Below are 15,626 nucleotides of genomic sequence, written 5' to 3' on the forward strand. Positions count from 1 at the left end.
ACGATGATTGGTACTTCTACTTCAACAATTTCTCCAGTTGGAACTTTAATCTTCACTTTAACGCTTGGTTTCACTCCAGCAGGAATTGTTGTTGGGATTTCTCCTACTTCGACAATTTCCCATCCTGGTTCTTTTGGAAGATCGATATGTCCTTTCACATCGTCTGGTGTGATTGGTGTTCCTTGTGGTACAACAATTTGTCTTACGGTTGGCGTAACGATGACTGGTACATCGACAGTAATTTTACGTCCATCTGGTAATTCGATTTCCACTTTAACAACTGGTTTTGTTCCTGGTGTTGATGTTGTTGGGATTTCTCCTACTTTTGTTACCTTCCATCCATTTGGTAATTCAATATGTTTCTTAACATCTTCTGGCGTAACTGGTGTTCCAACTTTAACTACCACAGGCGTAACTTTTGGTGTTACGATAACTGGTACATTTACAGTTACTCGAATTCCATTTGGTAACTCAATCACAACTGGAATACTTGGTCTTTCCCCTGGAACATCTGTTGTAGGTTTGTCACCAATTGAGATAACTTTTGCTCCTTTTGGAATGTGTTTTTCAACATCCTCAGTAGTAATTGGATCACCTTGTTTTTTAACAATATCTTCAATAGGTGTTACAGTTACTGGAATTTCTACAGTCACAACTTTACCATTTGGTAATGTGATTGTTACTTTAACTGGATCTTTCTTACCTGGTGTTGTTAAGTCTGGAAGATCTCCTACCTGAACTGTTGCCCCGTCTGGTACTTTGATTTGTTTTAAGATATCCTCTGGAGTCAATTTGTCTTTTGTGACTGGGGTTTCAATTGGTGTAATTGGCGTTACATTCACTGGTACTTCTACCGTAACTACTTTGCCATTTGGTAATGTGATTGTTACTTTAACTGGATCCTTCTTACCTGGCGTTGTTAAGTCTGGTAAGTCTCCCACCTTAACAGTTGCCCCTTCTGGTACTTTGATTTGTTTCAAAATATCTTCTGGAGTCAATTTATCTTTTGTGACTGGGGTTTCGATTTCCTTAACTGGCGTTACAGTTACAGGAACGTCCACTGTAATCACTTTACCATTTGGCAATTCAATTGTTACCTTAACTGGATCTTTCTTACCTGGAGTTGTCAAGTCTGGAATATTTTCAACCTTAGTAACCTTACCACCCTCTGGAATCGTAATTCCTTTAGTATAATCGTCCGGTGTTAATGGTGTGGTTGTGACTGGAGTCTCGATCTCCTTAACTGGCGTTACAGTTACTGGAACGTCTACTGTAACTACTTTGCCATTTGGTAATGTTACAGTTACCTTAACTGGATCTTTCTTACCTGGAGTTGTTAATTCTGGAATGTTTTCAACATTAGTAACCTTACCACCCTCTGGAATCGTAATTCCTTTAGTATAATCGTCCGGTGTTAATGGTGTGGTTGTGACTGGAGTCTCGATCTCCTTAACTGGCGTTACAGTTACTGGAACGTCTACTGTAACTACTTTGCCATTTGGTAATGTTACAGTTACCTTAACTGGATCTTTCTTACCTGGAGTTGTTAATTCTGGAATGTTTTCAACATTAGTAGTTGCTCCTTCTGGTACTTTAATTTGTTTTAAAATATCTTCTGGAGTCAATTTACCTGTTGTAACTGGGGTTTCAATTTCCTTAACTGGTGTCACTGTTACAGGAACATCCACTGTGATAACTTTACCATTTGGCAATTCAATCGTTACCTTAACCGGATCTTTCTTACCTGGTGTTGTCAAATCTGGAATGTTTTCAACATTAGTAATCTTACCACCTTCTGGAATCGTAATTCCTTTAGTGTAATCGTCCCGTGTTAATGGTGTGGTTGTTACTGGAGTCTCGATTTCCTTAACTGGAGTTACATTCACTGGTACTTCTACCGTAACTACTTTGCCATTTGGTAATGTAACAGTTACTTTCACTGGTTCTTTCTTACCTGGTGTTGTTAAATCTGGAATATTTTCAACATTAGTAACCTTACCACCTTCTGGAATCGTAATTCCTTTAGTGTAATCGTCTTTAGTTAAAGGAGTGTTTGTTACTGGTGTTTCGATTTCCTTAACTGGAGTTACAGTTACTGGTATATCTACTGTATAAGATTTACCGTTTGGTAATGTAATCGTTACTTTAACTGGATCCTTCTTACCTGGTGTTGTTAAATCTGGAAGATCGCCGACCTTAACAGTTGCTCCTTCTGGAATCTTCATTCCTTTTGTATAATCGTCTTTAGTTAAAGGAGTGTTTGTTACTGGTGTTTCAATCGGTGTTGGTTTTGTTTCAACTACTTTAATTGTTGCTGGTACTTCTACTAACACTTTTCCATCTTTATCTTTTACAACTACAGTAACTGGTTTATCCCCTGGAGTTGATCCATCATATGCTTCCGTTTTTCCTTCTGGAATCTTGTATTCGAATGTTGAACCTGCTGGATAATCACTTGGAGTGATACTATCTTCAGCTTTTGGTTTATCCTTATCTTCGGCATTCACTGGAGTTAATTGTTCTTTACCTTGAACAACCTTAATTTTCGCAGGTACTTCTACAATTGGATCACCATCTGAATCTTTCACAACTACAGTTACATCTTTTTCACCTGGTGTTGAACCATCATAGGCTTCTGTTTTTCCTTCTGGCGTCTTATACTCAAATGTTGAACCTTCTGGATAATCATCTGGGGTAATGCTATCTTGTGGTTTTGGTTTCTTATCACCTTCAGCATTTACTGGAACATACTGTGTCTTAGGTTCTACAACAACAATCTTAGCTGGAATTTCTGTAATTGGTTGTCCATTCAGCTTAGCTACTACCGTTACAGGTTTCTCACCTGGTGTTGTTGTATCTACTGGAGTGTTATCTTTATATTCAAATGTTGTTCCAGTTGGGAAGTCATTCGGATTAATGTTATCTTTCGGATCTGGTTGTTTCTTAGCTGGATCTACTGGTACATATTTAGGATAACTTTCCACCACACGTACAGTTGCTGGTACTTCAACGATTGTGTTTCCTTGTGGGTCAAGCACTTCAACAACTACATTCTTATCTCCAGTTGTTGTTACATCGATTGGAGATGTTTGTCCTTCTGGTGTTTTATATCTAAATGTAGATCCTTCTGGATAATCTGTTTTATCAATACTCTTCTCTGGGTCTGGAAGAACATCGTTTGTTTCTTTAACTGGTACGATTTGTGGTACACCTTCAACTACTGTAACTGGCACTTTAACCGTTGTAGTTTTGTCTTGACCATCTACAGTGTATTTAACAGTCACATCCACTTCAGTATCTTCTGTCAAGTCTGGAACTGTTATTGTAGCTGTTTCATCAACTGTAACTGTTGCACCTTGAGGTAATTTACCTTTAAATGTTGCATCTTCGATTGATTTTTTCGCTTGAGCAAGTACTTTTTCTTTTGCTTTTTCTTTGTCGCCATTTTTAGGAACAAGAATTTCATCAGCTTCTGGTTTTGGTAAAACTGTTACTGGAACTTTCACTGTTTCAGTTAACTTACCATTGTCGTATGTTACTGGCACATCAACTTTTACATCAGTCGCTCCTGCTTTTCCTGTTGTTTCTGGTAAGGTTGTTGGTTCACCTTTTGTACCATCTGTTCCTGGTGTTACGGCATCTTTTGCTTGATCTGCTGTTGGTTTTTCACCTTCGAAAACTACTACTGATTTTGCTGTTGAACCTACTACTGTTACAGGAACTTTTACTTCTTTACTTGCAACTACTTTACCATCTTTTACATATTCTACAACTGCTGTTGCTGGTGTTTGTACTCCAGTTGCTGTCGTTGCAGGTACTGTTCCTGCTTTAACTTCTTTAACTCTTACAGTTACACCATCTGGCAACTTAGTTGTCGCTGTAGCTGCTTCTGTGGCTTTTGCTTTTACCACTTCTTCTAAATTAGTGCTATCTTTTAGTACTTTTACACCTTCTGGAGTTACTTTTGGTAAAACTACAATATCTACTTTAGTTGCTACTGAAATTGTTTCAGTCCCTTTGGTATAAGTAACTGTTGCAGGAGTTGGCAATGTTTGACCCGCTTTACCTGCAGTCGTTGGGATATCTGTAATATCATTTTTAGTTGCAGTAAACCCTTCTACTGCTGTAGGATTTACTTTTTCTTTCAACTGATCATTTGTTACTGTATCATCCTCAACTGTATACAATTTATTGGTTGGTTGATCTTCAACTGTAATTGTATATGTAGTTGAATTTACAGCAGTTTCAGCACCTTTATCTGTTCCAGTTTCAGTATCAGTATTAGCAGTTACAACATTTCCATTACTATCTTTCACTTCAACTTTAACTGTGTAAGTACCTACTTCTGATAGTAGATGAGCTTTTGCTTGTTCTAAATCTGTATATTCTGATTGTTGCCCTGATGGTGATGTTACAGTTACTTTTGTTACAGTTGTTTCTTTTTTAGGTGATGTAGTTGAATCATCTTCTCGGTCTGTTTTAGTTACTGCTGCTGATGCTTGTTTCACTAAATCTACTGTTGCACCTTTTACAGCTGTATAAGAAGTTGAAGTTGCAGTCGGAGCGTCATTAAGAATCGAACCTTTATCTTCTACTGACTCAGCTTTACTTCCCTTTATTAATCCTGTAAATCCTGAATCTGTTCTAACTTTCCAGAAATCCCCTTCTTTTGTTGCCGTTACATTAGAACCATCTGAAGATTTCCATTCTTTTGTTACAGCATCATATTCTACAGTTGTAGTTGCTCCCTCGGTATTTTCAGTATTTAATCTAGGTACAACGGTTTTTGGTCTAGTTACTTCATCTACGCTTACTACTTTATCATTAGCATTAAAAGTTCTTGTATAAGAGTATATATAATAATTTGTAGAACCATCAGCTTGCACTTCTGTATAAACTTGACGTTTTGTAAGTTTATATTCACCATCTGCTGTCGGAGTTCTCACTTCTTTATATGCATCTTCTAGTTCCCAATGACCAGTTGTTTCACTTAACCTTGCTGTGTGTTTCTGACCATCATCGCCTAATAACTCTATTTCGTTTCTTAATAGAGTTGCTTTAACATTTTCCGTTATTGCTTTTACTTTAATAGTGTCTACTGCAGCATCTTTTGTATCTTCTTGTGATACAGGAACATTAATTTCTCCACCAACTGGTCCAAGCACAGCTCCCCCATCAGCTAGAGTCCAATTCCCATTTTTTGCTTCTAATTTAATAACTTTACCATTTGGCAATGTTAATTCTGCTGATGAAGCACCTTCTGAGATTGTTACTGGAATATTTGTTGCATATGCATGAACATTTTTTACAGTTGCTGTTGGTTTAACCACTACTGTCATGTACTTCTGTACTTCATGACCAGAATGAATCCATGTAGTATCTGATTTATTTCTATTATTATAATCTTTAGCAAATACAGAAACTGTATATATACCAGCTTTTGTTGGAGAACCTGTTAATATTCCTTTACCAAATATTTTTTCATCACCATTAGCTTCTTTTTCAGTAGGTGTTTTATCTCTAGATAAGTCATAAGTTACACCAGGTATTGAAGTCTCTGCAGGTCCTTGATTTTTAGTAGTTGAATGACCTGCTAATCCTGATACTGCTTGTCTATATGATTGATTACCAATTTCAACAACTCTTCCATCTTTTAAAGTATATTTTACTCTTCTTTTATCTCCAGAAAAGTTAGATCCTGCATCATCACTATATTTCACTTCAATATTAACATTTTGCCCTACAGTTGCCTCATATGCATCATTAGAAACTTCAATTTTAGGTGGTTGTGTATCTTGCCATCCAATCCAACCAGATCTTAAATTTTGAAACTTCATTCTAACGATTTGATGAGTTCTTTCATTCTCCGCTGCCACATCAAATCTAAAATCATAGACACCATTTTGTAGATTTGCAACTACTCTACCCTGAATCGAATCACTTTCCCTGTCATATATTAAACCAGGAGGCAAGTTACTCGGTTCAATTGATTTTATTTTCCAACCTGCCTGTGTAGCTTTCTCAGAAACTCCAAAACGATTAGAGATATTTGGAATATAAACACGATCTACTCCTTGTTCGTAGCCTAACTTATAAATTTCTGTTGCCAAAAATTCATAAGCTCCTGAACTTCCATAAACTGCTCCAAGGTTAGTTGTAACTCTGTTACCGTCAGGTTTTTCCTTTCCTACCCATAACTTAGCTTCTTCTTGTAATTTTTGAACCTGTTCTTTTGAAAGTGGGTAATCCATTCTACCTGGAGATGTAGCTGGTTGTCCATTTACTGTTGACATTGCTTTTGGGTTTTCCACTTGACCAGTTCTTTGAGAAGAATACATCTCTATTTCTAAATCTGTAGGAGCTTCTCCAGTTCCATTTACAACTATGTCTCCTGCTCCACCACCTGCTATTGCAATAGCTCCAGAATTCCTTCTTGGATCATTTTCTGGTAAAGCTACAAATGTGAATTTATCAGTACCTGTTGTAGCTGTATCTGGCAATTGAGCATTATTACTATCATCAAGTTTATACGTATCCGCTCTAAACCCACTCTCACCTTTTCCTGGAATCTCTTTTCCATTTCGTGGATCTTGGTTTTTATTTACTTTATCTTCTTCAGTTGTGTCTGATTTGATACTGTTTAAAATGCTAAGGTTACTTGAAAGTTGTGTAGCAAGTGCATCTACTTTAGCCTGTGTTTTTTTATCATCATTTAGAAGTTCTTTTGCTTTATTAAGTAAGTTTTTAGCATCATCAATGACTGATTTTGTTTTCTTGTCTTCAGTTAATTGACTCAGTCTGCTTTCAACTTTAGCAACTAAATCATCTAACGATGCTGTATTAATAGAAACTTTTTCTGGCACTACATTTGGAGTTTCAACTGCACTGGCTTGTTTGTCAGTAGCAGACTCCTTTACAGAAGTATTATTTTGTTCATCGGCCACTTTATCAGTAACAGATACTTGTCCAGCAACTTCCTTAGAAGGTTCCGAGGACTTATCATTTAGATTTTGATGATTTTGAACTTCTGTATGTTCTGAATTGGTTATTTGTTCAGCCGCTTGGACGCTTCCTCCACCAAGGAAAAACAATCCAGTAGCTACAGCCACACTAGCCGCACCGAAACTAACCTTACGAATACTGTAACGTGTGAATCTCTCCACTTGCGATTGGCGAACATGACGCCCTTTGAGTTTAAACATTCTTTACTCCTTTTCTGATAATTATCAGTTAATATATTCAAGAAGGCTAAATAAAAAGCCCCCCCCCTAAAATATATGGGCATATTTTAAAAGGTTACAGTTCATTATACTCTTTTTATGAATATAAATCAAGCATTTTGAGATATACTCGCCAAAGTAATTTCACAAACTCCATCTTCTAGTAAGCCCTTACAAAAATATAATTTATATTAATTCACATGTTTTCTATATTATTTGATTACTCATATGATTTGATTACAAAAACGAATTTTCTGATATTTTTATCACGCATTCATTAAGTTTTAGCTATAGATAAGTGATTACAGAATTAAGCTAGATGCACAAGAACTGCCCAAAATAGCTAAAAAATTTAGAAGTTGCTCCTACTTTATAAAATAAAGTCTATAAAAAAACAAAGCCCAGTTTTAAAAACAAAACTAGGCTTCCTATCTATTTTATTTTCCTTCTTTCACTTCTTTGGTTGCCACATCTTCTCCAAACCATTTTTGGCTGATTTCCTGGAACTTCCCTTCTTGATGTAGTTCAACAAAGGATTGATTTAAAGCTTGCAGTAATCTTTTGTCAGCAGGTCTGACACCGACAGCAAAAGATTCACTTTCAAATCCAGCCGCAAAGACATTATAGTCATTTAATATACCTTCAGACTGGAGGTAGTAATTAGCATACACTCGGTCAATCAACAAGGCATTAATACGGTCATTTTTCAAATCAATCAAGGCTTCATTGAAACTCTGGTATTGATTAGCCTTCTGGTCTTTAACACGATTTTTCAATAAATCTGGCTGGAATTCAAAGTCTAAATAACCAGAGGAACCAGCTTGGGCTCCCAAGGTCTTATCCTTCATATCCTCTACTGAACGAATTTGCTGACTTTTCTTCGCAACCAGAACTTGCTGATTTTCCATATATGGAATGCTAAAGGCAACTTTCTCTCGGCGTTCATCAGTGGCAGAATAGCCATTCCAGATGGCATCTATGGTTCCATTTTGCAGTTCTGTCTCCTTCATATCCCAGTCGATTGGTTGAAATTGAACCTTAAAACCTAATTTTTCAGAGACAGCTTGTGCTAAGTCAATATCAAAGCCTGTATATTGGCCATCCTTTTCTTCAAATCCCATAGGTACGAAGGTATTATCAAAACCAATGGTTATACTCCCCTGCTCTTGATACTTATCCCAGTTATCCTGCTTTGGATCACTAGCCTTCTGAGTGCAAGCCGTTAAAAAGAAAGTCAGGATAGAAACCAATACTAAAGCAATTTTCTTATTAGTCATCGGCACCTCCTACTTGGGCTCAACCTTGAGAATCTGATCTGCGATATTTTCAGCGAACTGTAAATCGTGGGTAACCACAATCTGCGTCATGCCAAGTTCCCTATTTTGCAAGATCAGTTTTTCCACTTCCAAGCGCAATTCTGGATCAAGTGCAGAAGTTGGTTCATCGTAGCCAATAATTTCTGGGTCAATCATCATAGCACGTGCCAAGGCCACCCGCTGCTTTTGACCACCAGATAGTGAGAAGGGATAGGCTTCTGCATGGCTAGCCAGTCCTAATTGTTCCAAAAGCCCTCGCGCCTTCTTCTCAGCTTCTTGCTGCCTTATTCCCATAGTTTTTACAGGAGATAAGGTCAAATTGTCTAGAACGGATAAATGAGGAAACAGTTGAAAATCTTGGAATACAAATCCCAGTAAATTCCGCTTCTCTAGTTCATCCAGTTCTAAAGGTTCTCCATTATAAAAGATTTGCCCTGAATCAATGGTTTCCAGACCTGCAAGCATACGTAAGAGGGTTGTCTTACCTCCACCAGAAGGTCCAACGATAGCCAGGATTTGCTTTTCAGGAATTTTTAGACTGAAATTAGATAAAATTTGCTTTTCACCAAAGCATTTATTGATATTTCGTAATTCTAACATGGCAGCCTCCTATCTATAGTAACTGTACTTCTTCTCAACTTTTTTGGCAAGAATGGTCACAATACCAATCAAAATCAAGTAAATGGCTCCTGCCAAAAACATTGGAACCAGACTAGCATCACGGTTTGCAGCTGTGCGACTAGCCAAGATAAGGTCAGAAATACCCAGAGCATAGACCAGAGAGGTATCCTTGACCAAACTCATGACTTCATTAAAGACACTCGGAAGAACAATCTTGGTCACTTGGGGCAAGATAATATAGCGTACTGTGGCAAAAGGACTGAACTTCAAGACCTTAGCAGCCTCATATTGACCTTTAGGAATGGTATCAATTCCCCCACGAAAGATTTCAGCAAAGTAAGCCGCATAATTCAACACAAAGGCAATGATAGCCGCAGGAAGACGGTCCAAACGAATCCCAATACTTGGCAGCACATAATAGATAAAGATTAATTGCAAGAGCAAGGGTGTGCCTCGCATAATCCAAATATAAATATTAATCAGATGATGGAGGAGATTCCAATGGACTTGCAAGGCAAAGGCAATCAAAACGCCCAAGGGAATAGAAAAAATCAAGACCAGTGCAAAAACCTGCAAAGTCATGCTTGCACCGCTCAATAAACTTGGTAATATCTCAAACAAATAAGACATACTGCACCTCCTAAAAATAATTGTTCCTATTATAGCATAAATAAACAAAATAACCAAGAATTTTTGTAAAAAAATTCTCTTTAAAAAAGAAAAACTATATCTATCAAAAATGATTAGATACAGTTTTTAAAAATATATTCTTACAATCTCTCATACAGTTCTTGCATTTGCACATCATCTGGAACCAGTTTTAAGTAAGTTTGAGCATTGACTTTTGCTTCCTCAAAGTAGCCCAATTCACGCAAGAGATAGATATAGTGTTCCAGAAATTCGGGATTGTCTTTCAAATCTCCTGCCAACTCTTGGTAAAGCTCATAGGCAGTATCCAAATCGTCCATCTCTTGATAAGAACGAGCAATCATCCACTTGGTCAAAAGATTTTCTGGCTCATCACTTTGTAAGTCTAGAATGTCCTCATAACGTTCCTGTTCTAGATAAATAGTTGCTAGACGGAGTAAGATTTCTTCCGTATCCTCAGCATCTTCTTTAGCAGTAAGGAGGTAGTTCTCTGCATCACTAGCATCATGCAATTCATAAGAAAATTGTGAAGCAGCCAGCAAGAGACGAGTTTCAAAGGGATTTTTCTCTAATCCTTGCTTAGCGATACGCAGGGCTTCTTGAACTTGGTGTTCCTTATGTAAGGCCTGACTGTACCCATACTCATAGCCTTCAAAGTCAGGAGAAATGGTATCGATCTGCTTAAAATAGAGGACAGCTTTTTGGTATTCTTCTTGATCAAAGTAAAGGCTGGCCAGCTCAAAAGCTGTTAGGTCATCGTATTCTAACTCCAGGGCTTTTTCCAAAAACTCTGTAGCCGTTTCAAATTTCCCTAACTGAGCATAGGCAAAGCCAATTCGTTGATAGGTAGAAATGCCTGTTTGCTCATAAATTGAGCGATTATCTAACTGGGCATAGCCTTGAATAGCTTCTTGGTAATTTTCCAACTCACTATCCAACTCTGCCAAGCCAAATATTAAGAGAGGATCCTCTGAGTAGGTCAAAGCCTCCAGCAGTTTCTCACGCGCCACATCTGTCAAACCTTCCAGCTGGTAGAGGTCTGCCTTCAGAGCCAAAGCCGAAACATACCAGTCACTGTCAGCTTGGATTTCCTCAAGATAAGCAAAGGCTTCTTCGATTTGACCATCCTCACTAGCAATAGCTGCTAGATTAAGATGAACCTCTGGAAAGTCCTCTACGATTTTCAAGTAAATTTCCTTGGCCTGAGGATAAAAACCAATCCCTTCAAGATAAGTTGCCAACTCATACAGAAGGTCATTTGGATCATTTTCTAAAGCTTTGACGAAATAATGTTCTGCCTTAACTAAATCTTGCTCTTCCAAAGCCTGTAACATCTGTTGACTATTGTTCACTCTTTACTTCCTCTCCCTCTAGTTCATATAGGCCACTGACTACCTTATACCATTCAAAAATCGCTGAAATGACAACCTTAGCAGAGGCATAAACCGGAATACCGAGTAAGACTCCCCAGATTCCAAACATGGATCCTGAAGTTAACAAGACAAAGAGAACATTAATAGGGTGGATGTTTAATTGACTTCCCAAAATCAATGGAGAGACAAAACGGCCTTCAATAGTTTGTTCTACGATAAAGACAATCACTACTTTCAAAAGCATGACTGGACCAGCAATCAAGCCCAATACTAGGGCAGGAAGCATGGCTAGGAAACTACCAAGATAAGGAACCAGATTTAGAATACCAGCAGTAACACCCAGCGTAACCGCATAGCGTAGACCAATAATCTTGAAGAAGATGATAAACATTACTGCTACAATAATAGCTACTGTCACTTGCCCTCGAACATAGTTGGACAACTGTTGATTCACATCTGATAAAACTTGTCCAACAGGTTCTTTCAATTTCGTTGGCATGAATTGGGTCAAATAGTGACGTAGGCCTTTTCCATCACGTAAGAGATAAAAGAGCATGAAAGGAACGATAATCAAGGCAACAATCACTTGAGAAGCCCCGCTAATAAAGGCGCTCACCCAGTTGACTGCCTGAGATGAAACCTTACTTGCCCAAACTGTAGCCTGACTTGAGAAGTTTGTCAAAACTTGCTCTAACTGAGGTCTAAAATCATCTGGCAAACGCTTGGTGACCAAATCATCAATAACCCTATCAGCATCTTCGAGATAGACTGGAACATTCCTTGCAAAGGTTAAAACTTGACGTTGCAGATTTGGAATAGCTACTGCCAATCCCCAAATGATAAAGAGAGCGATGATGACAAAGACAATACTGATTGCGATAACACGATTTATTTTGCGTTTTTCCATCCAATCAACAATAGGATTTAACAAATAATATAGCAAACCAGATAGAATGACTGGCAACATCACGACTGCCAAAAAGTCTAAAACAGGTGAAAATAGAAAACTAATCTTGCTTAAAATAAAAAGATTCAGTCCCAATAACAAAGTTACTAAGAATACCGTAATTGCCTTGTTATCCAAAAACCACTTGAAAAACCAAGATAGGCTAAAATGTTTCTCTTTGTGCTCCATAAATACTTCCTTTCTATTGTTCTCCCATTATACCATTTTTGAAACAAAATAACTCTTTTTTAAAGTGCTTACATGAAGACCACTACATAAAAAATCTCCTCGAAAGAGGAGATTCGATTAGTCTTGAATATGACGGTCTAAGTTCTTTTGATAATCAGCGTTGGATTTGGCTTTTTCATCAGCAAATTTCTTACGGAACTCATCCATTTCTTTAGTAGTGACAATCTTATCTTGGATTTTCAGATACTTGTAGCTATTTTCACTAGTCTTGTCACCTACCCAGCCACCGGCACCACTGCCAGGAACCATTTTCGTAACTAGCATTTGAGCACCATCAGAGTATACTGGAGTAACAAGTGCACTATCTGACAACCAAGCTTGGGCCTTAGCATATTTGGAATAACGTTTTTGAAGGTCTGTTTTCTCACTACTTGCATCATCAATCAGTTCTTTGTATTTATCCAATCCAACTGTTTTAATAACTGGATTGTCTGTTCCTGGTGCCACACCAAGAGCACTTAGGAGACTTGGACCTGAAGTTGGATCAAATACATCTAGATAAGTCGATGGATCTGCAAAGTCTGGAGTCCAACCACTGACTGCATTAATATCCCAGTCAGTATTTGCATTGGAAGTAGCTAGAGTAGTCATACTTCCCAATTCGTCATCAGAAACTTGTTGAATATCAACAACTACATTTTCAGAGCCTAAGGCTTCCTCAATGGATTGTTTATAAGACTGAACCTGACGAATAAAATCTGGATTTGATGAAGAAATTGGCAAATCTAAATGAATTGGGAACTGTACTCCATCAGCTTGAAGAGTTTTCTTAGCAGATTCAAACTTAGCCTTAGCCTTGTCTACATTATGAAGTGAATCTTGGGCATCATCAAGACTAACATCTTTCCAGACGTTATCCAATTTATCCAATTCTGTCTTAGTAACTTGACCAAATGTTTGATCTCCTACTTGAACAAATGTTGGAGGAGTGAAACTTGTCCGTAACTTACGAGGTCCTACTTCGTCCCCAAATACTTGAGAGATCCCTGCTTTACGATCTACCGCAAAAGCCAAGGCTTGACGGAAATCTTTGTTTAACAAGGCTTTCTTAGTAGATGATTTTTCTGCATCACTTGTTTTAGCAGTGTGATTGTAATTTACACGGTCGATATTGGTTGAGATATAAAAAACTCCTCCACGCTGTTGACCATACACAATATTATCCTTGTATTTTTCTTTTAGACGTTCATAGTTAGCAGAGTTTTTAAAGAGTGGTGCAGCTGGATAGTGTCCCTCATCAAAACCGCGACCTAGAGAGTCTGCATCTTGACCATCAAAGAAGGATAACTTGATATCATCAATAAAGACATTTTGTTTATCCCAGTAGTTTTGATTTTTGGTCATTTCGATAGAAGACTTAGATGTAAGACCTTTGAGGAGATAAGGCCCATTGTATAGAATGCTCGTTACATCAGTTGGTTTACCAAAGTCATCTCCTTTAGAAGCTAAAAAATCTTCATTGACTGGTGCAAGGACTCCCATTGTTGTTTTTGAATTCCAGAAAGATTCTGGATGATTTAAAGTATAAACAACAGTATAATCGTCAGTTGCTTTTACCCCAACAGTAGAAAAGTCCGTTGTTTTCCCATTTACATAGTCATCCAATCCTTTGATTGATTCTTGTACCAAATAGAGGGACTGTGATTTCTTATCTGCCGCATGCTTCAGACCGGTTACAAAGTCTTGAGCCTTGACTTCACCATACTCTTCCCCCTCATTGGTATACCATTTGACACCCTGACGGATTTTATAGGTATAGGTCAAACCATCTTTGGAAACAGTCCAATCTTCTGCAACTGATGGAACAAGATTCCCATATTGGTCATTTTCAAGCAAACCGTCAATAACGTTACCTGTGACCTGTTTAGTGCTGACATTTCCAGAAACTGTATAATCCAGAGTCGAAGGATCTAATGAAAATACATAGGCATAAGTAACTGGTTTATTTGCTTCTTTATTAGCATTACCAGATGAACACGCTGCTAGGACAGCTGCCGAGAGTACAGCAACCCCTGCTGCTAGGAAAACACGTTTTTTCATAAACAAACTCCTTTGCAATTTGTATAGGATTATTATAGCACTTTTCAAAAGGAAATCAATACAAAATCAAGTTTAATTTAATATTTTATTATATTAATATTTATGTTATAGAATTCCTCCAACTACAATTTTTGTGATATAATAGTCATATCTTTATTATAGAGGTAAAGTTATGAAAGAAACTGTTTATTTTGGAACTTATACACGTCGTACTTCCCAAGGGATTTACAAAGCAGACTTTGATACAGAAACTGGTCAACTTTCAAATCTAGAACTTTTTGCAGATGAGCCAAGCCCAACCTACCTTGCCTTTGACCACCACCAACATTTATACACTGTTGGTAGTCAAGACGATAAGGGGGGCATTGCAGCCTATCAAACTGACGGAACTTTATTAAATCATGTCGTTGAAGAAGGAGCTCCTCACTGTTATGTTGCCGTTGATGAAGAGCGTGATTTGGTGTACGCGGCAAACTACCACAAGGGACAGGTCCTTGTTTATAAACGTCAGGAAGATGGTTGTCTTCTACTTAGTGATGTTGATCAACACAGTGGCCAAGGTCCACATGAAAATCAAGCTTCTCCACATGTTCACTATACAGATTTAACACCTGACCACTATCTAGTGACCTGCGACTTGGGTACTGACCAAGTAATTACTTACGATCTTGATTCAGAAGGAAAATTATCTAAGCTCTATACCTATCATAGCCAGCCAGGAGCAGGCTCACGCCATATTATTTTCCATAACCATTATAAAATCGCTTATCTGATTTGTGAACTCAATAACACTATAGAAGTTTTAATCTACGATGGTGTTGGCGAATTTGAACGCATGCAGGTCATTTCAACTCTACCAGACGGTTATGAAGGTTTTAATGGAACTGCTGCTATTCGTCTCTCTAAAGACGGTAAATACCTCTACGCTTCTAACCGTGGTCATGATTCTATCGCAGTATATACAATCCTTGCGGACGGTAGCTTAGAGTTGTTAGAAATCGTTCCGACACATGGTCAGACTCCACGTGATTTTGATTTGACACCAGACCAAGAATTTGTCATTGCTGTCCATCAAGACTCTGACAATGCAACCGTCTTTAAACGCAATCCTGAAACTGGTCGTCTAGCAGAACTTTCCAACGACTTCCATGTTCCAGAAGCGGTCTGCATCAGTTTTGCCCCTAAGAAAACATAAAAAATGAACTTGATAATT

At 37.9% G+C, this 15,626-nt stretch carries 8 protein-coding genes; 1 reads left to right on the forward strand and 7 read right to left on the reverse strand.

Translation table 11 applies throughout. From position 1 onward, the window contains the following. From B7699_RS00870 to B7699_RS00900, 7 genes are all read right to left on the reverse strand, one after another. The coding region (locus B7699_RS00870; RefSeq protein ID WP_084926874.1) for a Rib/alpha-like domain-containing protein at window positions 1-7,202 on the reverse strand (7,202 nt) is incomplete at its 3' end. Between the two features lie 455 nt (window positions 7,203-7,657). Beyond that, window positions 7,658-8,497, reverse strand: coding sequence for an amino acid ABC transporter substrate-binding protein (locus B7699_RS00875; RefSeq protein WP_084926875.1), 840 nt, complete (start codon window positions 8,495-8,497; stop codon window positions 7,658-7,660). A 9-nt stretch (window positions 8,498-8,506) separates the two neighbouring features. Further along, on the reverse strand, window positions 8,507-9,136 hold the full coding sequence (locus B7699_RS00880; RefSeq protein WP_084926876.1) for an amino acid ABC transporter ATP-binding protein: 630 nt from the start codon (window positions 9,134-9,136) through the stop codon (window positions 8,507-8,509). A gap of 9 nt (window positions 9,137-9,145) precedes the next feature. Next, entirely contained in the window at window positions 9,146-9,787 is a 642-nt protein-coding gene (locus B7699_RS00885; protein WP_084926877.1) for an amino acid ABC transporter permease, read from the reverse strand. Between the two features lie 140 nt (window positions 9,788-9,927). Next, a complete protein-coding gene (locus B7699_RS00890) occupies window positions 9,928-11,157 on the reverse strand; it encodes a tetratricopeptide repeat protein (RefSeq protein ID WP_192851987.1) in 1,230 nt (409 codons plus the stop codon). Beyond that, window positions 11,147-12,313 carry an AI-2E family transporter gene (locus tag B7699_RS00895; RefSeq protein WP_084926879.1) on the reverse strand — a complete coding sequence of 389 codons (1,167 nt, stop codon included), beginning with the start codon at window positions 12,311-12,313 and terminating at the stop codon, window positions 11,147-11,149. The genes B7699_RS00890 and B7699_RS00895 overlap by 11 nt, the downstream gene beginning before the upstream one ends. Window positions 12,314-12,430: 117 nt before the next feature. Continuing rightward, complete coding sequence (locus tag B7699_RS00900; protein ID WP_084926880.1) at window positions 12,431-14,413, reverse strand: peptide ABC transporter substrate-binding protein; 1,983 nt, start codon at window positions 14,411-14,413, stop codon at window positions 12,431-12,433. A 172-nt stretch (window positions 14,414-14,585) separates the two neighbouring features. On the opposite strand from B7699_RS00900, the gene B7699_RS00905 reads away from it, so the two are divergent. Beyond that, window positions 14,586-15,608, forward strand: a complete 1,023-nt coding sequence (locus B7699_RS00905; protein WP_084926881.1) for a lactonase family protein — start codon at window positions 14,586-14,588, stop codon at window positions 15,606-15,608. Window positions 15,609-15,626: the final 18 nt, after the last annotated feature.

The organism is Streptococcus mitis (genome assembly GCF_002096835.1).
Classification (GTDB): Bacteria; Bacillota; Bacilli; order Lactobacillales; family Streptococcaceae; genus Streptococcus; species Streptococcus mitis_W.

Excerpts from the sequence above, each read along its gene's own strand:
- B7699_RS00900 (WP_084926880.1), bottom strand. The coding sequence starts at position 14,413 with ATGAAAAAACGTGTTTTCCTAGCAGCAGGGGTTGCTGTACTCTCGGCA.
- B7699_RS00895 (WP_084926879.1), bottom strand. The coding sequence starts at position 12,313 with ATGGAGCACAAAGAGAAACATTTTAGCCTATCTTGGTTTTTCAAGTGG.
- B7699_RS00880 (WP_084926876.1), bottom strand. The coding sequence starts at position 9,136 with ATGTTAGAATTACGAAATATCAATAAATGCTTTGGTGAAAAGCAAATT.
- B7699_RS00905 (WP_084926881.1), top strand. The coding sequence starts at position 14,586 with ATGAAAGAAACTGTTTATTTTGGAACTTATACACGTCGTACTTCCCAA.
- B7699_RS00875 (WP_084926875.1), bottom strand. The coding sequence starts at position 8,497 with ATGACTAATAAGAAAATTGCTTTAGTATTGGTTTCTATCCTGACTTTC.
- B7699_RS00885 (WP_084926877.1), bottom strand. The coding sequence starts at position 9,787 with ATGTCTTATTTGTTTGAGATATTACCAAGTTTATTGAGCGGTGCAAGC.